Raw genomic sequence first — 15490 nt, forward strand, 5'->3', positions numbered from 1 at the left:
GTTTAGCTGGAGTAGGCGGAGTTTTCGTGGACGTAGTCGTGGGTGAGATCGTTGGTCCAGATGGTAGCTTCGTGCTCCCCGGCCCCCAAATCAATCTCAACCGTGACCTTGCGGTGCGCGGCAAGGTCAACCAGGGAGCGGTCCTCCCCGATCCCGCCGCCGGTGCAGACCTGCACCCCGTTGATGGTGACGTTCACATTCTCAGGTTCAAACGTGGCGCTCGTAGTGCCGACCTCGGAGAGAATACGGCCCCAGTTAGGGTCGTTACCGAAAATAGCGGTCTTGAAGAGATTGGAGCGGGACACGGCCCGGGAGACCTCTTCAGCCTCCGCCTCCGTGGCGGCGTTCAGGGTACGCACGTGAACATCGTGGCTGGCGCCCTCGGCGTCGCCAATGAGTTGCAGGGCCAAATCCTGGCACACCTTGGTCAGGGCCTCGGTGAAAGTGCCCAGGTCAGGCTCAATGGCTGAAGCGCCGGAGCTCATCAGGATCACGGTGTCATTAGTTGACATACAGCCATCTGAGTCGGCCCGGTTGAAGCTCAGGCGCACGGCCTCCCGCAAGGCGGTGTCCAGGTTCTCAGGTGAGATGAGGGCGTCCGTCGTCACTACCACCAGCATGGTCGCCAAGCCCGGGGCCAACATGCCTGCCCCCTTGGCCATGCCACCAATCAGGTAGGAGCCGCCCTCCTCAACCTCAACCTCAATCGCAGCCTGTTTAGAGACGGTATCGGTGGTCATAATCGCCTCAGCGGCATCAGTACCCGACTCCGGGCTCACCCCCAGGGCCGCAACCGCGCGGGCTACGCCGTCCTTCAGGTTCTCCATGGGCAGGCGCTGACCAATCAAACCGGTGGAGCAGACCAGCACGTCCCCGGCTGAAACGTCCAGCAGCTCAGCCAGGTATTCGACGCTCTCGTGGGCGTCCTGGAAACCCGGGGCCCCGGTGCAGGCATTGGCCCCGCCGGAGTTCAGCAACACGGCGTCCGCCCGGCCGTCGGTAATCGCCTGACGGCTCCACAGCACAGGGGCAGCCGCAAACCGGTTGGTGGTGAAGACGGCAGCGGCATTCTTGTCAGGGCCGTCATTGACCACCACGGCAACGTCCTTCTTGCCGTCTACCGTGCTGATACCTGCGGGCACACCAGCCGCGCGGAAACCCCGGGGGTAGGTCACGCCAAAAGTTGAAATTCCATCGATGTGGTGCTGGGTCACGGTGCAAGTCCTTCCTGCAGCAGACCTGCATTTTCAGGCAGGCCGAGGGCGATATTCATTGATTGGATGGCACCACCTGCGGTGCCCTTAGCGAGGTTGTCGATAACGCTGGTGACGATCACGCGCCCGGCGTGCTCGTCGAAGGCCAGCTGCATTTCTGCGTGGTTAGATCCCTGCACGCTCTTAGTGGTGGGCCACTGGCCCTCAGGCAGCAGGTGGACGAACTTTTCGTCGGCGTAGGCTGCCTGCCAGGCTTCTCGGAGCTGGGCTTCGGTCACGCCGGGGCGGACGCGGGCGGTAGCGGTAGCCAGGATCCCTCGCGGCATGGGGGCCAAGGTGGGCGTAAAGGAAATCTGCACCTGCTCCCCTGCGATCTGGGTCAGTTTTTCTTCGATTTCGGGGGTGTGCCGGTGGGAACCGCCCACCCCGTAGGGGCTCATGCCACCCATGACTTCTGCTGAGAGCAGGTGGGGCTTGAGACTCTTCCCCGCCCCGGAGGTACCTGAGGCGGCGACGATGACGACGTCGGTGGGCTCCAGCAGGCCAGCGGCGAACCCGGGGGCCAGGGCCAGAATGGAGGCGGTGGGATAGCAGCCGGGAACAGCAACCCGCTTGGTTCCCGCCAGGTTCTGGCGCTGCTTGCCGGTGGCTGTGGGTAGCTCGGGCAGGCCGTAGGGCCAGGTGCCGGAGTGCTCGGACCCGTAAAACTTAACCCAAGCCTCGCCGTCCTCAAGCCGGTGGTCGGCCCCGGCGTCGATGACCAGGGTGTTCTCAGGTAGCTGGGCGGCGATGGCGGCGCTGGCCCCGTGCGGTAGGGCCATGAAGACGACGTCGTGCCCGCTCAGGGCCTCGGCGGTGGTGTCGGCGACGACCAGGTCGGCGTAGGCACGGAGGTGGGGGGCCAGGTCGCCCAGGCGTTGACCTGCGGACGAGTGGGCGGCGACGGTTTTCACCTCGACATGGGGGTGGGTGGCCAGAAGGCGCAGGATCTCGCCACCGGCGTACCCGGTGGCACCTGTGACAGCTACGGTAATAGTCATAGGCCTATTTTTGCATGTTTTTACATAACAGTAAATATTTATGCATTACGTTTCGTCATGTGAACCCAGCGCCACCCCTCCCCCAGGAAAGGACCATTTAAAACGGAAAAGACCACTGGACTGGTGGTCTTTTCCGATTTAGATGGTACCTAGGGAAAGGAGCGGAGTGTTTAGAGGGACGCGGACTTGCGCTTACGAATCACCATAAAGGTACCCGCCACACCAGCACCAAACACCAGAATCGCACCCAACAAACGAATCATAGCCGCCCGCTTCTGGTCCCCCACCGTATCACTCGTCACCGGAACCAAGGTGCCCTCATGACCAGTACGAGCCACCGTCAACTGGCCGTCACCCACCTGCACCAGCAGGGCGTCCACCGTCTCAGGGAAATCAGCCTTCACAGTACCCGTCTGGCTACCGCGGAACTTCACCGAAGCACCAGGGCTAACAGCGGCAGGGTCAGCAATGTCAGACACAAAGGTCTTCCCGGCCAGGGCTTCATCCTGGGGAAGGGTGCCGGTGTAAATACCGACGTTGCTATCCGACTGCAGATCGCGGGTTGCCTCCTCAAGGGTGCCAGTCATCACCCAGGAGCGGTTCTCGTAGCCTTCATTAGCGCGGGCCTCGTTGAAGGTCCGCACACCACCGATGAGCAAGATGAGGGCCAGGACGGTCGCAACCAGCATGATGCCTGCAGCTGCCAGCTTGGGGACAAGGGGGCCGCGAGGTTCGTCGTAGATGCCCTCTTCATCGCCCTCGGTGAAGGTGAAGAAGTCATCGTTACGGGCTTCTTCCCCGGTGGTGTACTGTTCGTCGAGGTTTCGCTGGTCGCTCACGGTGCTTCTCCAGGGGTTGTGGGGGTTGGCCATCTTTGTAGGCCCAAGTCAAGAGGCCCTCGCGCTGGGGCCGGGTAGGGCCAGGACGCTCGCCGGTACAGGTCGCTGGCGGGTAGGGTAGATACCCATTCTAGCCTTTTGTAGCCTACTGAGCATTCTTTTGAGACAGCTATCAGCAAATCTTCAGCCCAGGGTTGAGACTTCTTCAGGTTAAAGGCCAGGACGCCGCCCCCCTCCTCCCCTGCCAGGGGCAGAAGTGGTGGGTGGCGGCGTCCTGGCCTGGAAGCGGGCCGAGGTTAGGCCCGCTGGGTGGCTCCGAAGCGTTCGGCGGCGAGCGCGACGCCTGCCTCGCGGGCTGCGGAGGCCTCGTCGGCGGTCAGGGTGCGGTCGGTGGCGCGGAAGCGCAGGGCGAAGGCCAGGGACTTCTTGCCCTCTTCGATACCGGTGCCGCGGTAGTCGTCGAAGACGCGGACGTCCTCCAGCAGCTCCCCTGCGCCCTCGGCCAGGGCGGCGGCGACGTCAGCGGCCGGAACTGCGGCATCGACGACCATGGCGACATCCTGGTTGGCAGCCGGGTAGCCGGAGATGCCGGTGGCCTGCACTGCCTCGCCTGCCTCAGCGATCAGGGCGGTGAAGTTGAGCTCGAAGGCGCTGGTGCGCTCGGGCAGGTTGAGCTTGGCCAGGAGCTTGGGGTGCAGTTCACCGGCGTAGGCGATGACGTCACCGGCAGCGTTCTTGAGGACGGCGGTGCGGCCGGGGTGGAAAGCCTGGTGTTCGCCGTTTTCGGCGGTGAGCTTCACGCCTGCGGCGTCGGCTACCAGCAGGACGGAATCCAGGGCGTCGCGCCAGTCAAAGGCGCGGGCGGTTGCCCCCGGGGTTTCCTCGTGCTCAGCACCGGCGAAGAGGCCGGCGATGTGGCGGGGCTGGCTGGGGATACCGGCGTTGAGATCGGCCAGGACCTCGTCGGCGGGCTTGACGCCCAGGCCGGGAATGGAGGCTGAACCCAGCTGGGGGCCGGGGATGAAGACGGAGCCGGTTTCGTAGATGGCCAGGTTCTTGAAGCCGCGGGAGAGGTTGCGGGAGAGCACCTGGGTGAGGCCCGGCAGCAGGGAACGGCGCATCCAGCCCTCGGCGGAGGAGATGGGGTTGGCCAGGCGGATGGAGTCCACCTTTTCACCGGCTACGGGGCTTGCCCAGAGGTTGTTGTCTTCGTCGGAGACGAAGGGGTAGGCGAAGACCTCGGTTAAGCCTGAGGCAGCCAGGGCGTTCAGGGCCCGACGGCGCAGGGTCTGCTCGACGGTGTAGCCACGGCCGGGAGGGGCCACGGGCAGGGTGGAGGGAATCAGGTCATAGCCAACCAGACGGGCAACTTCTTCGGTCAAATCTTCCTTGGCGCCCAGGTCGGTGCGCCAGGAGGGCACGGTGACCTGGTAGGAGCCCTCAGTGACCTCAACACTGGCACCAATCTGCTCCAGGGAGCCAACAATCTGCTCCTGGGTGTAGTCGATGCCGATGCGGCCTGCGGCGTAGTCGGCGGGCAGGGTGATGACGGTGGGCTCGAAGCTGCCGCCGACGTCCGTCACGCCCTCGCCAGCGGTGCCGCCAGCCAGTTCAACCAGCAGGTCAACGGCACGCTGGGCAGCTGCTGCCTGAATCTGGGGGTCGACGCCGCGCTCGAAGCGCTTGGAGGCTTCTGATGAGAGCTTATGGCGGCGGGCGGTGCGGGCGATGGAGACCTCGTCAAAGCGGGCGGCTTCAATGACGATGGTGGTGGTTGAGTCAGACACCTCGGTGGAGGCCCCACCCATGACACCGGCCAGGCCGATAGGGCCGGATTCGTCGGTAATCAGCAGGTCTTCGGGGTGGAGTTCGCGTTCCTTCTCATCCAGGGTGATGAGCTTCTCGCCAGCTTGGGCGCGGCGCACGGTAATGCCGCCTGCCAGCTTATCTGCGTCGTAGAAGTGCAGGGGCTGGCCGGTTTCCAGCATGACGTAGTTGGAGATATCAACCGGCAGGGAGATGGAGCGGACGCCTGCCAGGCGCAGGCGGGAGGACATCCAGGTGGGCACCGGGGCGGCAGCGTTCACGCCGGTGACGGTGCGGGTGACGAAGCGGGTGGCGCCGTCCTTACCGTGAATGGGAGCTGAGTCGGTCAGGGTGACGGGCACACCGGAGGAGTTAGCGGCCGAGGCCTTGGCTGCCAGGTCGAGGACGAAGTCGTCGAAGTCGTTGCCGGTGGCGTGGCAGTATTCGCGGGCGATACCGCGAATGGAGAAGCCGTAGCCACGGTCGGGGGTGACGTTCACTTCAGCAGCTTCGTCGTAGAGGCCCAGCAGTTCCATGGCGTCGGTGCCGACCTCGGGGTCAAGCCCCAGGGTGGAGAGCACCAGAATACCGCCGTGGTCCTCGCCGATGCCGAGCTCCTTGACGGAGGCGATCATACCGGCTGACTTGTGGCCGTAGGTCTTGCGGGCGGTAATGGCGAACCCGCCGGGCAGCACAGCGCCGGGCAGGGTCACGACAACCTTGTCACCGGGCTTGAAGTTGTGGGCGCCGCAGATAATGCCCTGCACGCCGGACTCTTCAATGCCCTTACCGGTCAGGGTCTGCTTCTGGCCCTCGGGCACAACGCGCACCTGGCACCAGTTCACGGTCTTGCCGTTAGAGTGGGTTTCGGGCTCCATGGAGAGCACCTGACCCACCACGATGGGGCCGGTCAGCTCGTCGGTCGGGCGGTGAACGTCTTCTTCTTCCAGGCCAACCTTGACCAGGGTAGCCATAACATCTTCGGCGCGTGCGTCGGCCGGGACGGGCGCGTATTCACGCAGCCAGGAAAGGGGTACTCGCATTGGGTTAGATCTCCATCTTGAACTGCTGTGAGAAACGGACGTCGCCTTCAATCATGTCGCGCATATCCTGCACGCCGTTGCGGAACATGAGGGTGCGTTCGATGCCCATACCGAAGGCGAAACCTGAGTAAACCTCGGGGTCTACACCGGCGGCGCGGAGCACGTTGGGGTTGACCATGCCGCAGCCGCCCCATTCGATCCAGCGGGGGCCGCCCTTGGCGTCCGGGTGCCAGACGTCCAGCTCTGCGGAGGGCTCGGTGAAGGGGAAGTAGTTGGGGCGCAGGCGAATCTTAGCTTCTTCGCCGAACATGGCGCGGGCCATGTGCTCCAGGGTGCCCTTGAGGTCGGCCATGGTGAGGCCCTTGTCGACGGCCAGGCCCTCGATCTGGTGGAAGACCGGGGTGTGGGTGGCGTCGAGTTCGTCGGTGCGGTAGACCTGGCCGGGGCAGACGACGTAGAGGGGCAGGTCACGTTCAAGGAGGGAGCGCATCTGCACCGGGGAGGTGTGGGTACGCAGCATGAGGTGGGCGCTGGTGGGCTCTACGAAGAAGGTGTCTTGCAGTTCGCGGGCCGGGTGGTCGGGCTTGAAGTTCAGTGAGTCGAAGTTGTACCACTCTGATTCGAGTTCGGGGCCGTCGGCGATTTCCCAGCCCATGCCGACGAAGATGTCGCACATTTGTTCTTGCAGGACGCTGATGGGGTGGCGGCCACCGATACGACGGCGGGGGGTGTGGGCGGTAACGTCCACTGCTTCTTCAATGAGAATGCGGGCGTCGCGCTCTTCTTCTAGCTCAGCATTGCGGGCTTCGAGAGCCTTGGTGAGGCGGCCTCGCACCTGGCCCATGATCTTGCCGACCTCAGCCTTGTGTTCCTTGGCGAGGTCGCGCATTTGCTTGTTTGCCAGGGTGAAGCCGGCCTTGTCGCCGGTGAAGTCTAGGCGCACGCGCTTGAGTTCTTCAAAGGTGGGGGTTTGTTCGGCGATTTCTTTCTGGGCGCGTTCGAACTCGGCGGCGAAGGCGTCGCGGACGGTTGCTAGGCCGTTTTCGGGGTCTTTTTCGAGGATGGCGCGGATGTTGGCCAGCACCTGGAAGGGTGTGGGGTTCTGGGGCACCTCGGGCAAAGATTCAGTCATGTGTACTTCTCTTCACATTGTCTGGAACGGGCGCTTTCCGCGCCCAGGGCATCAAGACAATAGTTTAGTGCAAAGACGGGCAGGTTGCTGGGGGCCGTCTGCCCTATGAACAGCCGGGGAGATAGCCGGGGCCAAGCGGGTGGCCCTGGGTGCCTGCCGGTTTAGGGGGCGCTGGGTTCTGCTAGTAGTTTTTCGACGATAGGGAAGTCAGCGGGAATCCAGGGCAGCTCCAGCACCGTGGCATCAAGCTGAACCCAGCGCAACTCGGCGTGGTCTTGAAGGGCGGCGGCGCGTCCGTCCGTAATGTCTGCGAACCAGACCCGCATAGCGGCCTTCTCGTTCAGCACCCAGCCCTGGGGGTGGGGGCCGGTGATTTCGGCACCGAGCCGGGCGGTGATGCCCAGTTCTTCACGAAGTTCGCGCAGCAGGGCGTCCTCGCAGGCCTCGCCGGGTTCGACCTTGCCGCCGGGAAACTCCCACAGACCCGCGAGCGCGGGCGGGGCCGATCGCTGGCCGACTAGCAGGCGGGTAGGGCTGGTCAAAGAATCGACGATGGCGGCCCCGACCACCTGCACCGGGTAGACGGTATTGGTGCGCTCCCCCACTAGTCGCCCTTGCGGTTCTGCGCCAGAGACGAGGCGAAGAGGCAGACGCCAGCTGCCATGCCGACGTTCAGCGATTCGGCGGCCCCGCGCAGGGGCACGGCCACGCGCAGGGAGGCGGCGGCTTTTTCTTCGTCGCTCAGGCCAGCTGCCTCGTTGCCGAAGAGCCACATGGTGGGCTTGGCCAGGTCGTACTTGACCTTCTTGCGGGGTTCGACGCCGTTGCGCAGGGCGAAGGCGGCGTCCTGGAGGTCATCGAGGGAGACGCGGCCGTAGCCGTCCGCTGCGAGGACGCCGATGCCCTGAGCCTTAGCATCTTCGGCGAAGTCTTCGAGGTCGATGCCCTGGATAACGGGCACGTGGAAGAGGGAGCCTGCAGTGGAGCGCACTGCCTTGGGGTTGTAGAGGTCAACTGCACCCTTGGTGGTGACGATGAGGTCGGCGCCGGCGGCGTCGGCGGCGCGCAGGATGGTGCCGGCGTTGCCGGGGTCTTGTACGCGGGCCAGGACGGCGATGAGCTTAGGGTTGATGGCTCCCTCACCCCAGATGTCGGAGGGGGCGATGTCGTTCTGGAAGGCGACGGCGATGATGCCCTGGGGGCTGACGGATTCGGCCATGGCGGCGAGGACGGGCTCGGTCACCATGCGCATGAAGACCTTGCGGCCGGGCTCGGGGGTGGGGGTGCCGTGGACGTCTTCGAGCAGGTCAACGATGTCGGGGTGGCGGTCGTATGCGCGTTCGGTGATGTAGACGGCGTCGAGCAGGGGCTTGGCCTGGTGGGCTTTGAGGGCTTCGCGGACGGCCTGCGGCCCCTCGACCAGGAAGTGCCCGGTTTTGGTGCGGGCTACCCGGGTGGCAAGTTTAGCGATGTCTTTGACACGGTCTGCCTGGGGGTTTTCCATGACGACGGGGGTGCTGAGGCGTTCTTTGAAATCCATAGGGTCTATTGTCTCACGGCTTGTTTGTTGGCTTGTGGGTTTGTGGGGAAGGACGCGGTGGGGTGGGGAGGGCTGTAAGGTATGGGCAGCACCCTTTCCAGTTACCACTAAAAGGCATACAATGAGTACACGTTGAATATACGAAAGGTGGACGCTATGGCTACTAGCGTGGTGAATGTTCGTTTGGATGAGCAGACTAAGAGGGACCTTGAGGTCTTGTGTCAGGAGCTGGGAATTACGGTTTCTGCTGCCTTTTCGATGTTTGCGAAGAAAATGACTAGGGAGCAGAGGATTCCCTTTGAGGTATCGATAGACCCGTTTTATTCCGAGGCCAATGTGAGCATGTTGCGCCGGTCGGTTGCTCAGGTTAAGGGAGGTAATCTCACAGAACGCGAGCTTATTGATGAATAAGCTGTGGTCAGATGAAGCCTGGGAGCAGTATGTTTCCTGGCAGTCTGAAGATCGAAAGACTCTTAAACGTATCAATGCCCTCATCAAGGACATCACACGGAACGGACCATTTTCTGGTATCGGGAAACCTGAGCCCTTGCGAGGGGAGTTCTCTGGGCTATGGTCGCGACGAATTGATCAGACGCATCGACTGGTCTACGAGGTTACTGAGCTTGACGGGCGTACCGTCCTGATTATTTATGCCTGCCGAACTCATTACGGGGATCATTAGCTTGGCTAACGAATTAGCTGGTAGTCTTTTCTTAACCGTTCAGCCCGCACCACCTCTAAGAGGTGGTAGCGGGCTGGATCTCTTTAAAACTGAAGGTATACCTAGCTTATGATTTCGCTGAATCGCTCGTAGAACCGCTGTAGACGCTTGATGAGGCGTTCCTTTCGGGTAGCGCGGCTTTCACCATGAGCTGGCTTGGCAAAGCGGGAGCCGGTGGCCTTCATCAGTCGACCGATACGTTCCCCATGCACGGGGAGTTCGCCAGATGTCCAGGCGTCAGCCATGAAAGCTCTGGTTGGCTCTGGGTTTAGTTTTTCTTCTTCAATAATTTTGTCGAGTTCAGCAGTTGATTGTTCCTGAATGTGCTTCTTCCATTCGCCCTGCACGTCGTCCTTGTCGAAGGAGACCTTGTTCAGGAAGTCTTCGATGAGGTCCTTTTTGTTGTGCAGGGTGGGGCTTGAATCGATGGCACGGTTAATCTGGGAACGGACTTCTTCATCGGTTCCGTTGCTCTGCTGGTACTGCTTGACCAGCATGAGAATATGGTCAACGCCAACCGAAACCTGTTTGATGAGTTCGATTTCGAAGATAAGGTCTTCGGTGATATCTACAGGGTTGTTCTCGCTAAGATCGCGCATTGTGCGGTAGATATCGAGGTAGTGCGATTGGTAGTCTTGCACGTCGCGTGGGGCTAGGGTGTCGTCAGCTTCAAATTCGTCAAAGGCTGAGAGAATGTTGCGGAGTTTCAGCACCTCGCCAAAAAGTTTGACGAATTCTTTCTGCGCTTGTTCGCCTAGTTCTCCTGAGCTCAGCCTTTCTAGGGAGAAGTCTTTGTTGAGCTGGTCAAGTTTTTCTCGGTAGGTTTCGAGGTAGTCTGCGTAGGGTTTGAGCAGGACGGTGGCGCGGGCGTCTTTGTTGCCGAAGAGGGCGAGTGCTTCGTCGGTTTCGGTTTCGAGGTTTCGGAAGCAGACGATGTTGCCGTAGGTTTTGACCGAGTTGAGAATGCGGTTGGTTCGGCTGAATGCCTGAATCAGGCCATGGGATTTCATGTTTTTATCGACCCACAGGGTGTTGATGGTCTTTGAGTCAAAGCCGGTGAGGAACATATTGACCACGATAAGTAGGTCTAGTTCCCGGTTTTTCATTTTCTTTGAGACGTCTTTGTAGTACCTATCAAAACCGTCGCCTGAGAGATCAAATGACCGATTAAACATTTGGTTGTAGTCAGATACGGCGTCTTGCAGGAACATGAATGAGCCCATATCGAGCTCGCTGGGGTTCAGTGATTCCTCTGCTAGGAAGTCATCGGTGTCGTCGTTGTGTGGTGCGGCAGAGTAGATGATTGCGACTTTGAGGGGTTCTATGCCGTGCTCTTCTAGCCGTTGCTGTTGCTCTGTTTGGAAGGCGTTGTAATAGACCTTTGCTGCGTCGATGGAGGCTGTGGCCAGGATTGAGTTGAACCCTTCAAGGCGCTTGTCTTTGAGCTGATAAGTTTCGTTGCGCTTTGTTTTTTGGTCGTAGTGGTCGAGAATGTAGCGCACTATGGGTTTAATGCGTTCGGGTGAGCGCATAGCAGCTTCAGTGGCAATACTGTATACCTCTGCGTCGTCAACCTTTTCTGCTTGTTTGACGCTGTTGTTGTATTCGACGCGGAAGGGCAGCACGTTCTTATCACCGATAGCGTCGACGATGGTGTAGGTGTGCAGTTTTTCGCCGAAGGCATCCTGGGTGGTACGGAGTTTGATGTTCCCACTCTTTTTAGCGTTGGCGTCGAAGATGGGGGTGCCGGTGAACCCGAACATGAAGTATTTCTTGAAGTTGCGAGTGATTGCGGTGTGCATGTCACCGAATTGGGAGCGGTGGCATTCGTCGAAGATAAGGACGACGGGTTCAGCGAAGATGGGGTGGCCGGGGTTCTTCTTGATGAACTGGTCGAGTTTTTGAATAGTGGTGATAATGATTTGGGCCCCGGGGTCTTCAAGCTGACCTTTGAGGATCTTCGTTGAGGTATTGGAGTTCGCGGCGCCCTTTTGGAAAGCGTCGTATTCCTTCATGGTCTGGTAGTCCAGGTCTTTGCGATCAACGACGAAGATGACCTTGTGTACGGTGTCGAGGTCTTTGGCGAGCTGGGCGGTTTTGAAGCTGGTGAGGGTTTTGCCGGATCCTGTGGTGTGCCAGATGTAGCCGCCTGCGTCGATGGTTCCCTGTTTTTTGTAGTTGGTGGCGATGAGGATTTTTCGCAGGATTTTTTCGGTGGCCACGATTTGGTAGGGCCGCATGACCAGGAGGTCTTTGTCGACGGTGAAGACGCAGTAGCGGGTGAGAATGTTGAGCAGGGTGTGCCGGGCGAAGAAGGTTTTTGCGAAGGGGATGAGGTCGCTGATTCGTTTGTTGTTGTCGGTGGCCCACCAGCTGGTGAATTCGAAGGAGTCGGCGCTAGCTTGGCGACGGCGACGCTGTGATCGTTGGGAGTCTACGTGTTTGTAGCGGACGGTGTTGGAGTAGTACTTGGTTCTGGTGCCGTTGGAGATAACGAAGATTTGGATGTAGTCGTAGAGGCCGGTGTCTGCCCAGAAGGAGTCTTTCTGGTAGCGGCGAATCTGGTTGAAGGCTTCTTGAATTTCAACACCGCGGCGTTTGAGTTCTAGGTGGACGAGGGGTAGGCCGTTGACCAGGATGGTGACGTCGTAGCGGTTTGGGGCTGCTCCCCCGTCTGTGACGTATTGGTTGATGACTTGCAGGGTGTTGTTGTGGATGTCGCGGCGGTCGATGAGTTTGAAGTTTTTAATGGTGCCGTCGTCGAGGACGCAGGGTTGGATGGGCTCGCGTTGGATGATTTCGGTTTTGTCGGTGTGGCTGGCGGTGGGGTTGGCTACGACGGTGGTGTAGAAGCGTTCCCATTCGGTGTCTGTGAGCTGGTGGTTGTTGAGTTTTTCGAGTTGGGTGCGGAGGTTGTTTTTAAGGTCGTCTGATGTGTGGAGGGGGAGGTAGTCGTAGGCTTGGCCTTGGAGGGTTGCGATGAGTTGGGCTTCGAGTTGGGCTTCGGTTTGGTAGGTGAGTTCCTGGTTGGCGGTGACGGGGATTTCGCTGGCGACGGTGTGCTCTTCGGTGAGCAGGATGGGGGTAATGGTGTGGGCTGGGTTGTGCTTGATGGCCATGGTTTTTCTTTCGTGGCTGGTTCAGAGGCGTGTGGTTGTGGGGTAAGGACGGTGTCGCCCCGGCTGGCCTGTGGGGTGTGGTGGGCCGGGGCGACGGTGCTGGGGGGGCTTAGGCGGCTTCTGGTTGGAGTTCTTTGAAGGTGAGGAGCTTGTCGCGGTAGTGCTCGTACTGTTTGCGACGGGCAGCGATTTCAGCGGGTAGGCCGGAGCTAATGTCGTTGACCAGGTCGTCAAACTTATCCAGGATTTTAACAATCCTTTGTTGATCACCTACTGAAGGAACTGGAATTTGATACTTTTCAAACATAGGTTTACGCAAAGAAGTTACAGAAGCGTGGACAGCTGTTTTTTCGAGATAACGCTTGAAGTTATTTTGAATATAATAAAACGCAAATTTTGGCTCGACGCTGGGATCTTGAATAACGATTCTATAGGCTCGCTGGTGAAGAGCATATTTTCCATCCTGATAGTGGAAAACCTTACCAACACCAACGCCATCCCCTGCTGTAATAATCGCCTTCTCATCAAAATCAAAGAAGTCAATTGCGAGTGGCGTTTGCGAACGCACATAAAATGGGTATTTGCCTTCTGAAGTAGCCTGGTTTGTGTTCCTAGAACCCGTACCGATAAATGAAATATCCGCCAAACATTTCCAGGGCACATCATCTTGCCCCCCCCTATTTTCAAAATTCAAGAGAGAATCCCGATAAAAGGCATACTGCTTTCTCCGTGCCTCCAGCTCAGCCTCCAGCTCAGCCTCCAGCAAGGTGAATCTATCTAATATTCTAACAATTTCTTCCTGAATTTCCAGCGGTGGCACAGGAATTTTAATCTTAGAAAAGTTCTGTGATGATATTCTTCTAACCTTTGTTCCGGTAATAAATTTTTCTTTTTGCTTCTGAAAGTCTGTCGAGTTTAGAAAGTAAGAAACAAATTTTGGATTAAGGTTTTCTGGAGAGTAAATCATAGCATCGCTGCTTACAGCAACCGGCGAATTACCTATCCATGCAACTGCTTTAGCAAGGTCTTCATCGTTTTCACTTGTAGTAGCGATTACAACATCACCAGGTTGCGCTAGCTTAGATTTACCAGCAACTGCTTCGTCAACAAAAATGTAAGTTTCTGAGGCCCACAACCCGTATCGAGTAAATATTTGACCGTAATGTATTGCAGGAAATCCTTGTTCAAGGAAGTCTTTCTTTTGAATACCGCTGCCTCGCGTAAAGGTTCCAGTTGCCCCCATCGATAGATGAACAACTCCATTTGGGCAAAGTTCTTCAATGAGCTCAGCAATCCTACTCATGGTCTACACCTGCCTCGAGTTCTCCCACGATAGCGTCAATTTCAATACGCAACTGAGCCTGGCGGGCAACAATCTGCTCGATCTCAGCATTCAGCGCAACAATATCGATGACCTCACGGGTGTCCTCAGCTTCAACATAGGAGGATACCGAAAGGTTGTAGTCGTTCTCAGCAATAGTGCTGTTATCAACCAGCTGGGCGAAGTAGTCTACGTCCTGACGCCCTGCGAGCGCATCCAAAATCTGCTGGCGGTGGGCCTCAGTCAGAGTGTTCTTATTACCTGACCGCTCAAAAAGGGCCGAGGCATCCACAAAGAGAGTCTTGTTATCCTTCTTCGACTTCTTGAGCACAATAATGCAGGTGCCAATGGTGGTGCCAAAGAAGAGGTCCGGCGGAAGCTGAATCACGGCGTCCACATAGTTACCATCAATCAGGTACTTACGAATCTTGCCCTCCGCTCCCCCGCGGTACAGCACACCGGGAAACTCAACAATGGCAGCCGTTCCGTTCTCTGCCAGCCAGTGCAAAATATGCATGGTAAAGGCTAGGTCAGCCTTCGATTTAGGAGCCAGCACACCAGCCGGAGCGAATCGCTCATCGTTAATCAGCAGGGGATTAGCGTCACCCTCCCACTTCACAGAATAGGGAGGGTTCGACACAATCGCCTCAAAAGGCTCAATATCGCGGTGGGCCGGGTCAAGCAAGGTATCCCCGTGGGCGATATCAAAGTTCGCATAGTTGAGGTCATGCAGGAACATATTGATAACAGCCAGGTTACGGGTAGTCAGGTTAATCTCCTGCCCAAAGAAACCTTCCTTGACGTTTTCCTTACCCAAGACCTTGGCAAACTTCAGGAGCAGGCCACCGGAACCACAGGCCGGGTCATAGACCTTATTAACCTTATCCTTACCCGCCACAGCAATATGCGCCAGCAACTCAGACACAGCCTGCGGGGTATAGTACTCACCGCCCGACTTACCCGCACTTGAAGCATACATACCCATCAGGTACTCATAAGCGTCACCAAAGGTATCGTTATGGGAATCAGCGAAGCTACTCAACTTGAAGTTACCCACCTCATTGAGCAACTTCCGCAACAGGTCATTCCGCTTAGGAATAGAAGACCCTAGCTTATTACTGTTAACATCCAGGTCATCGAAAAGACCACGAATCTTGTTATCTTCTTCGCTCAGAATGCCACTAGCTGAGGATTCAATACGCTTGAAAATGTCCTGTAGTTCTTCATTCAGGTTGTCATTGTTATGGTTAGCGCGTTGACGAACATTCTCGAAAAGGTCCTCGGGGAAGATAAAGAAGCCCTTTTCCTCAACTGTATCTTCGATAGCCTCCGGGTTCTCAGCAATCTCGACATTGGTCAGGGTTGCGTAACTGGACTCGCCCTCTTCTAACTCGCTATCAAGGTAAGCCGTGAGGTTTTCCGAGATAAAGCGGTAGAACATGAACCCCAAAACATACTGTTTGAAGTCCCACCCATCGACGCTACCGCGCAGGTCATTCGCAATTTTCCATAGGGCACGGTGCAACTCTGCCCGCTCAAGTTCCTGACTCATTTAGTCTTTCTTTCCGGTGGGTAAAGCTCAACTAGCCATACCCACCTGTTCCAGTTCCTACTCAAATTCTAGTAGGGAAGTCCCCATGAATTTTTCATTGCCATTTTGGTTAAGGAACCATTTGCTGTTTCAGATATCTGATATCTCTCTAGCCCAGATACCT

12 protein-coding genes are annotated in these 15490 nt (G+C 58.1%); 2 read left to right on the plus strand and 10 right to left on the minus strand.

From position 1 onward, the window contains the following. Positions 1-2: 2 nt before the first annotated feature. The 7 genes from argJ to L7A15_RS04715 form a co-directional block, all read right to left on the minus strand. Positions 3-1214, minus strand: a complete 1212-nt coding sequence (gene argJ / locus L7A15_RS04685; RefSeq protein WP_237208288.1) for a bifunctional glutamate N-acetyltransferase/amino-acid acetyltransferase ArgJ — start codon at positions 1212-1214, stop codon at positions 3-5. Continuing rightward, the gene (argC, locus tag L7A15_RS04690) at positions 1211-2254 is read right to left on the minus strand and encodes an N-acetyl-gamma-glutamyl-phosphate reductase (protein ID WP_237189129.1); all 1044 of its coding nucleotides are present in this window, start codon (positions 2252-2254) and stop codon (positions 1211-1213) included. The genes argJ and argC overlap by 4 nt, the downstream gene beginning before the upstream one ends. A 170-nt stretch (positions 2255-2424) precedes the next feature. Continuing rightward, positions 2425-3093, minus strand: coding sequence for a hypothetical protein (locus tag L7A15_RS04695; protein WP_237189128.1), 669 nt, complete (start codon positions 3091-3093; stop codon positions 2425-2427). A gap of 296 nt (positions 3094-3389) precedes the next feature. Continuing rightward, positions 3390-5942, minus strand: coding sequence for a phenylalanine--tRNA ligase subunit beta (pheT, locus tag L7A15_RS04700; protein WP_237212315.1), 2553 nt, complete (start codon positions 5940-5942; stop codon positions 3390-3392). A 4-nt stretch (positions 5943-5946) separates the two neighbouring features. Further along, positions 5947-7074, minus strand: coding sequence for a phenylalanine--tRNA ligase subunit alpha (gene pheS, locus L7A15_RS04705; protein ID WP_237189126.1), 1128 nt, complete (start codon positions 7072-7074; stop codon positions 5947-5949). Between the two features lie 161 nt (positions 7075-7235). Next, complete coding sequence (locus L7A15_RS04710) at positions 7236-7679, minus strand: (deoxy)nucleoside triphosphate pyrophosphohydrolase (protein WP_237189125.1); 444 nt, start codon at positions 7677-7679, stop codon at positions 7236-7238. Continuing rightward, a complete protein-coding gene (locus L7A15_RS04715; RefSeq protein WP_237212316.1) occupies positions 7679-8614 on the minus strand; it encodes a TrmH family RNA methyltransferase in 936 nt (311 codons plus the stop codon). The genes L7A15_RS04710 and L7A15_RS04715 overlap by 1 nt, the downstream gene beginning before the upstream one ends. 156 nt (positions 8615-8770) lie before the next feature. Here L7A15_RS04715 and L7A15_RS04720 point away from each other — a divergent pair, with 156 nt between their 5' ends. Next, a complete protein-coding gene (locus L7A15_RS04720) occupies positions 8771-9025 on the plus strand; it encodes a type II toxin-antitoxin system RelB/DinJ family antitoxin (protein WP_083093599.1) in 255 nt (84 codons plus the stop codon). Next, entirely contained in the window at positions 9018-9296 is a 279-nt protein-coding gene (locus tag L7A15_RS04725; RefSeq protein ID WP_237212317.1) for a Txe/YoeB family addiction module toxin, read from the plus strand. Before L7A15_RS04720 ends, L7A15_RS04725 begins: the two co-directional genes overlap by 8 nt. Positions 9297-9397: 101 nt before the next feature. On the opposite strand, the gene L7A15_RS04730 is transcribed toward L7A15_RS04725, so the two are convergent. From L7A15_RS04730 to L7A15_RS04740, 3 genes are all read right to left on the minus strand, one after another. Further along, entirely contained in the window at positions 9398-12454 is a 3057-nt protein-coding gene (locus tag L7A15_RS04730; RefSeq protein ID WP_237212318.1) for a type I restriction endonuclease subunit R, read from the minus strand. Positions 12455-12563: 109 nt separating this feature from the next. Further along, positions 12564-13757 carry a restriction endonuclease subunit S gene (locus L7A15_RS04735; RefSeq protein WP_237212319.1) on the minus strand — a complete coding sequence of 398 codons (1194 nt, stop codon included), beginning with the start codon at positions 13755-13757 and terminating at the stop codon, positions 12564-12566. Continuing rightward, the gene (locus tag L7A15_RS04740) at positions 13750-15327 is read right to left on the minus strand and encodes a type I restriction-modification system subunit M (RefSeq protein ID WP_237212320.1); all 1578 of its coding nucleotides are present in this window, start codon (positions 15325-15327) and stop codon (positions 13750-13752) included. The genes L7A15_RS04735 and L7A15_RS04740 overlap by 8 nt, the downstream gene beginning before the upstream one ends. Between the last annotated feature and the right edge of the window lie 163 nt (positions 15328-15490).

Source organism: Rothia nasimurium (assembly GCF_928391935.1).
In the GTDB taxonomy this organism is placed as follows: domain Bacteria; phylum Actinomycetota; class Actinomycetes; order Actinomycetales; family Micrococcaceae; genus Rothia; species Rothia nasimurium_D.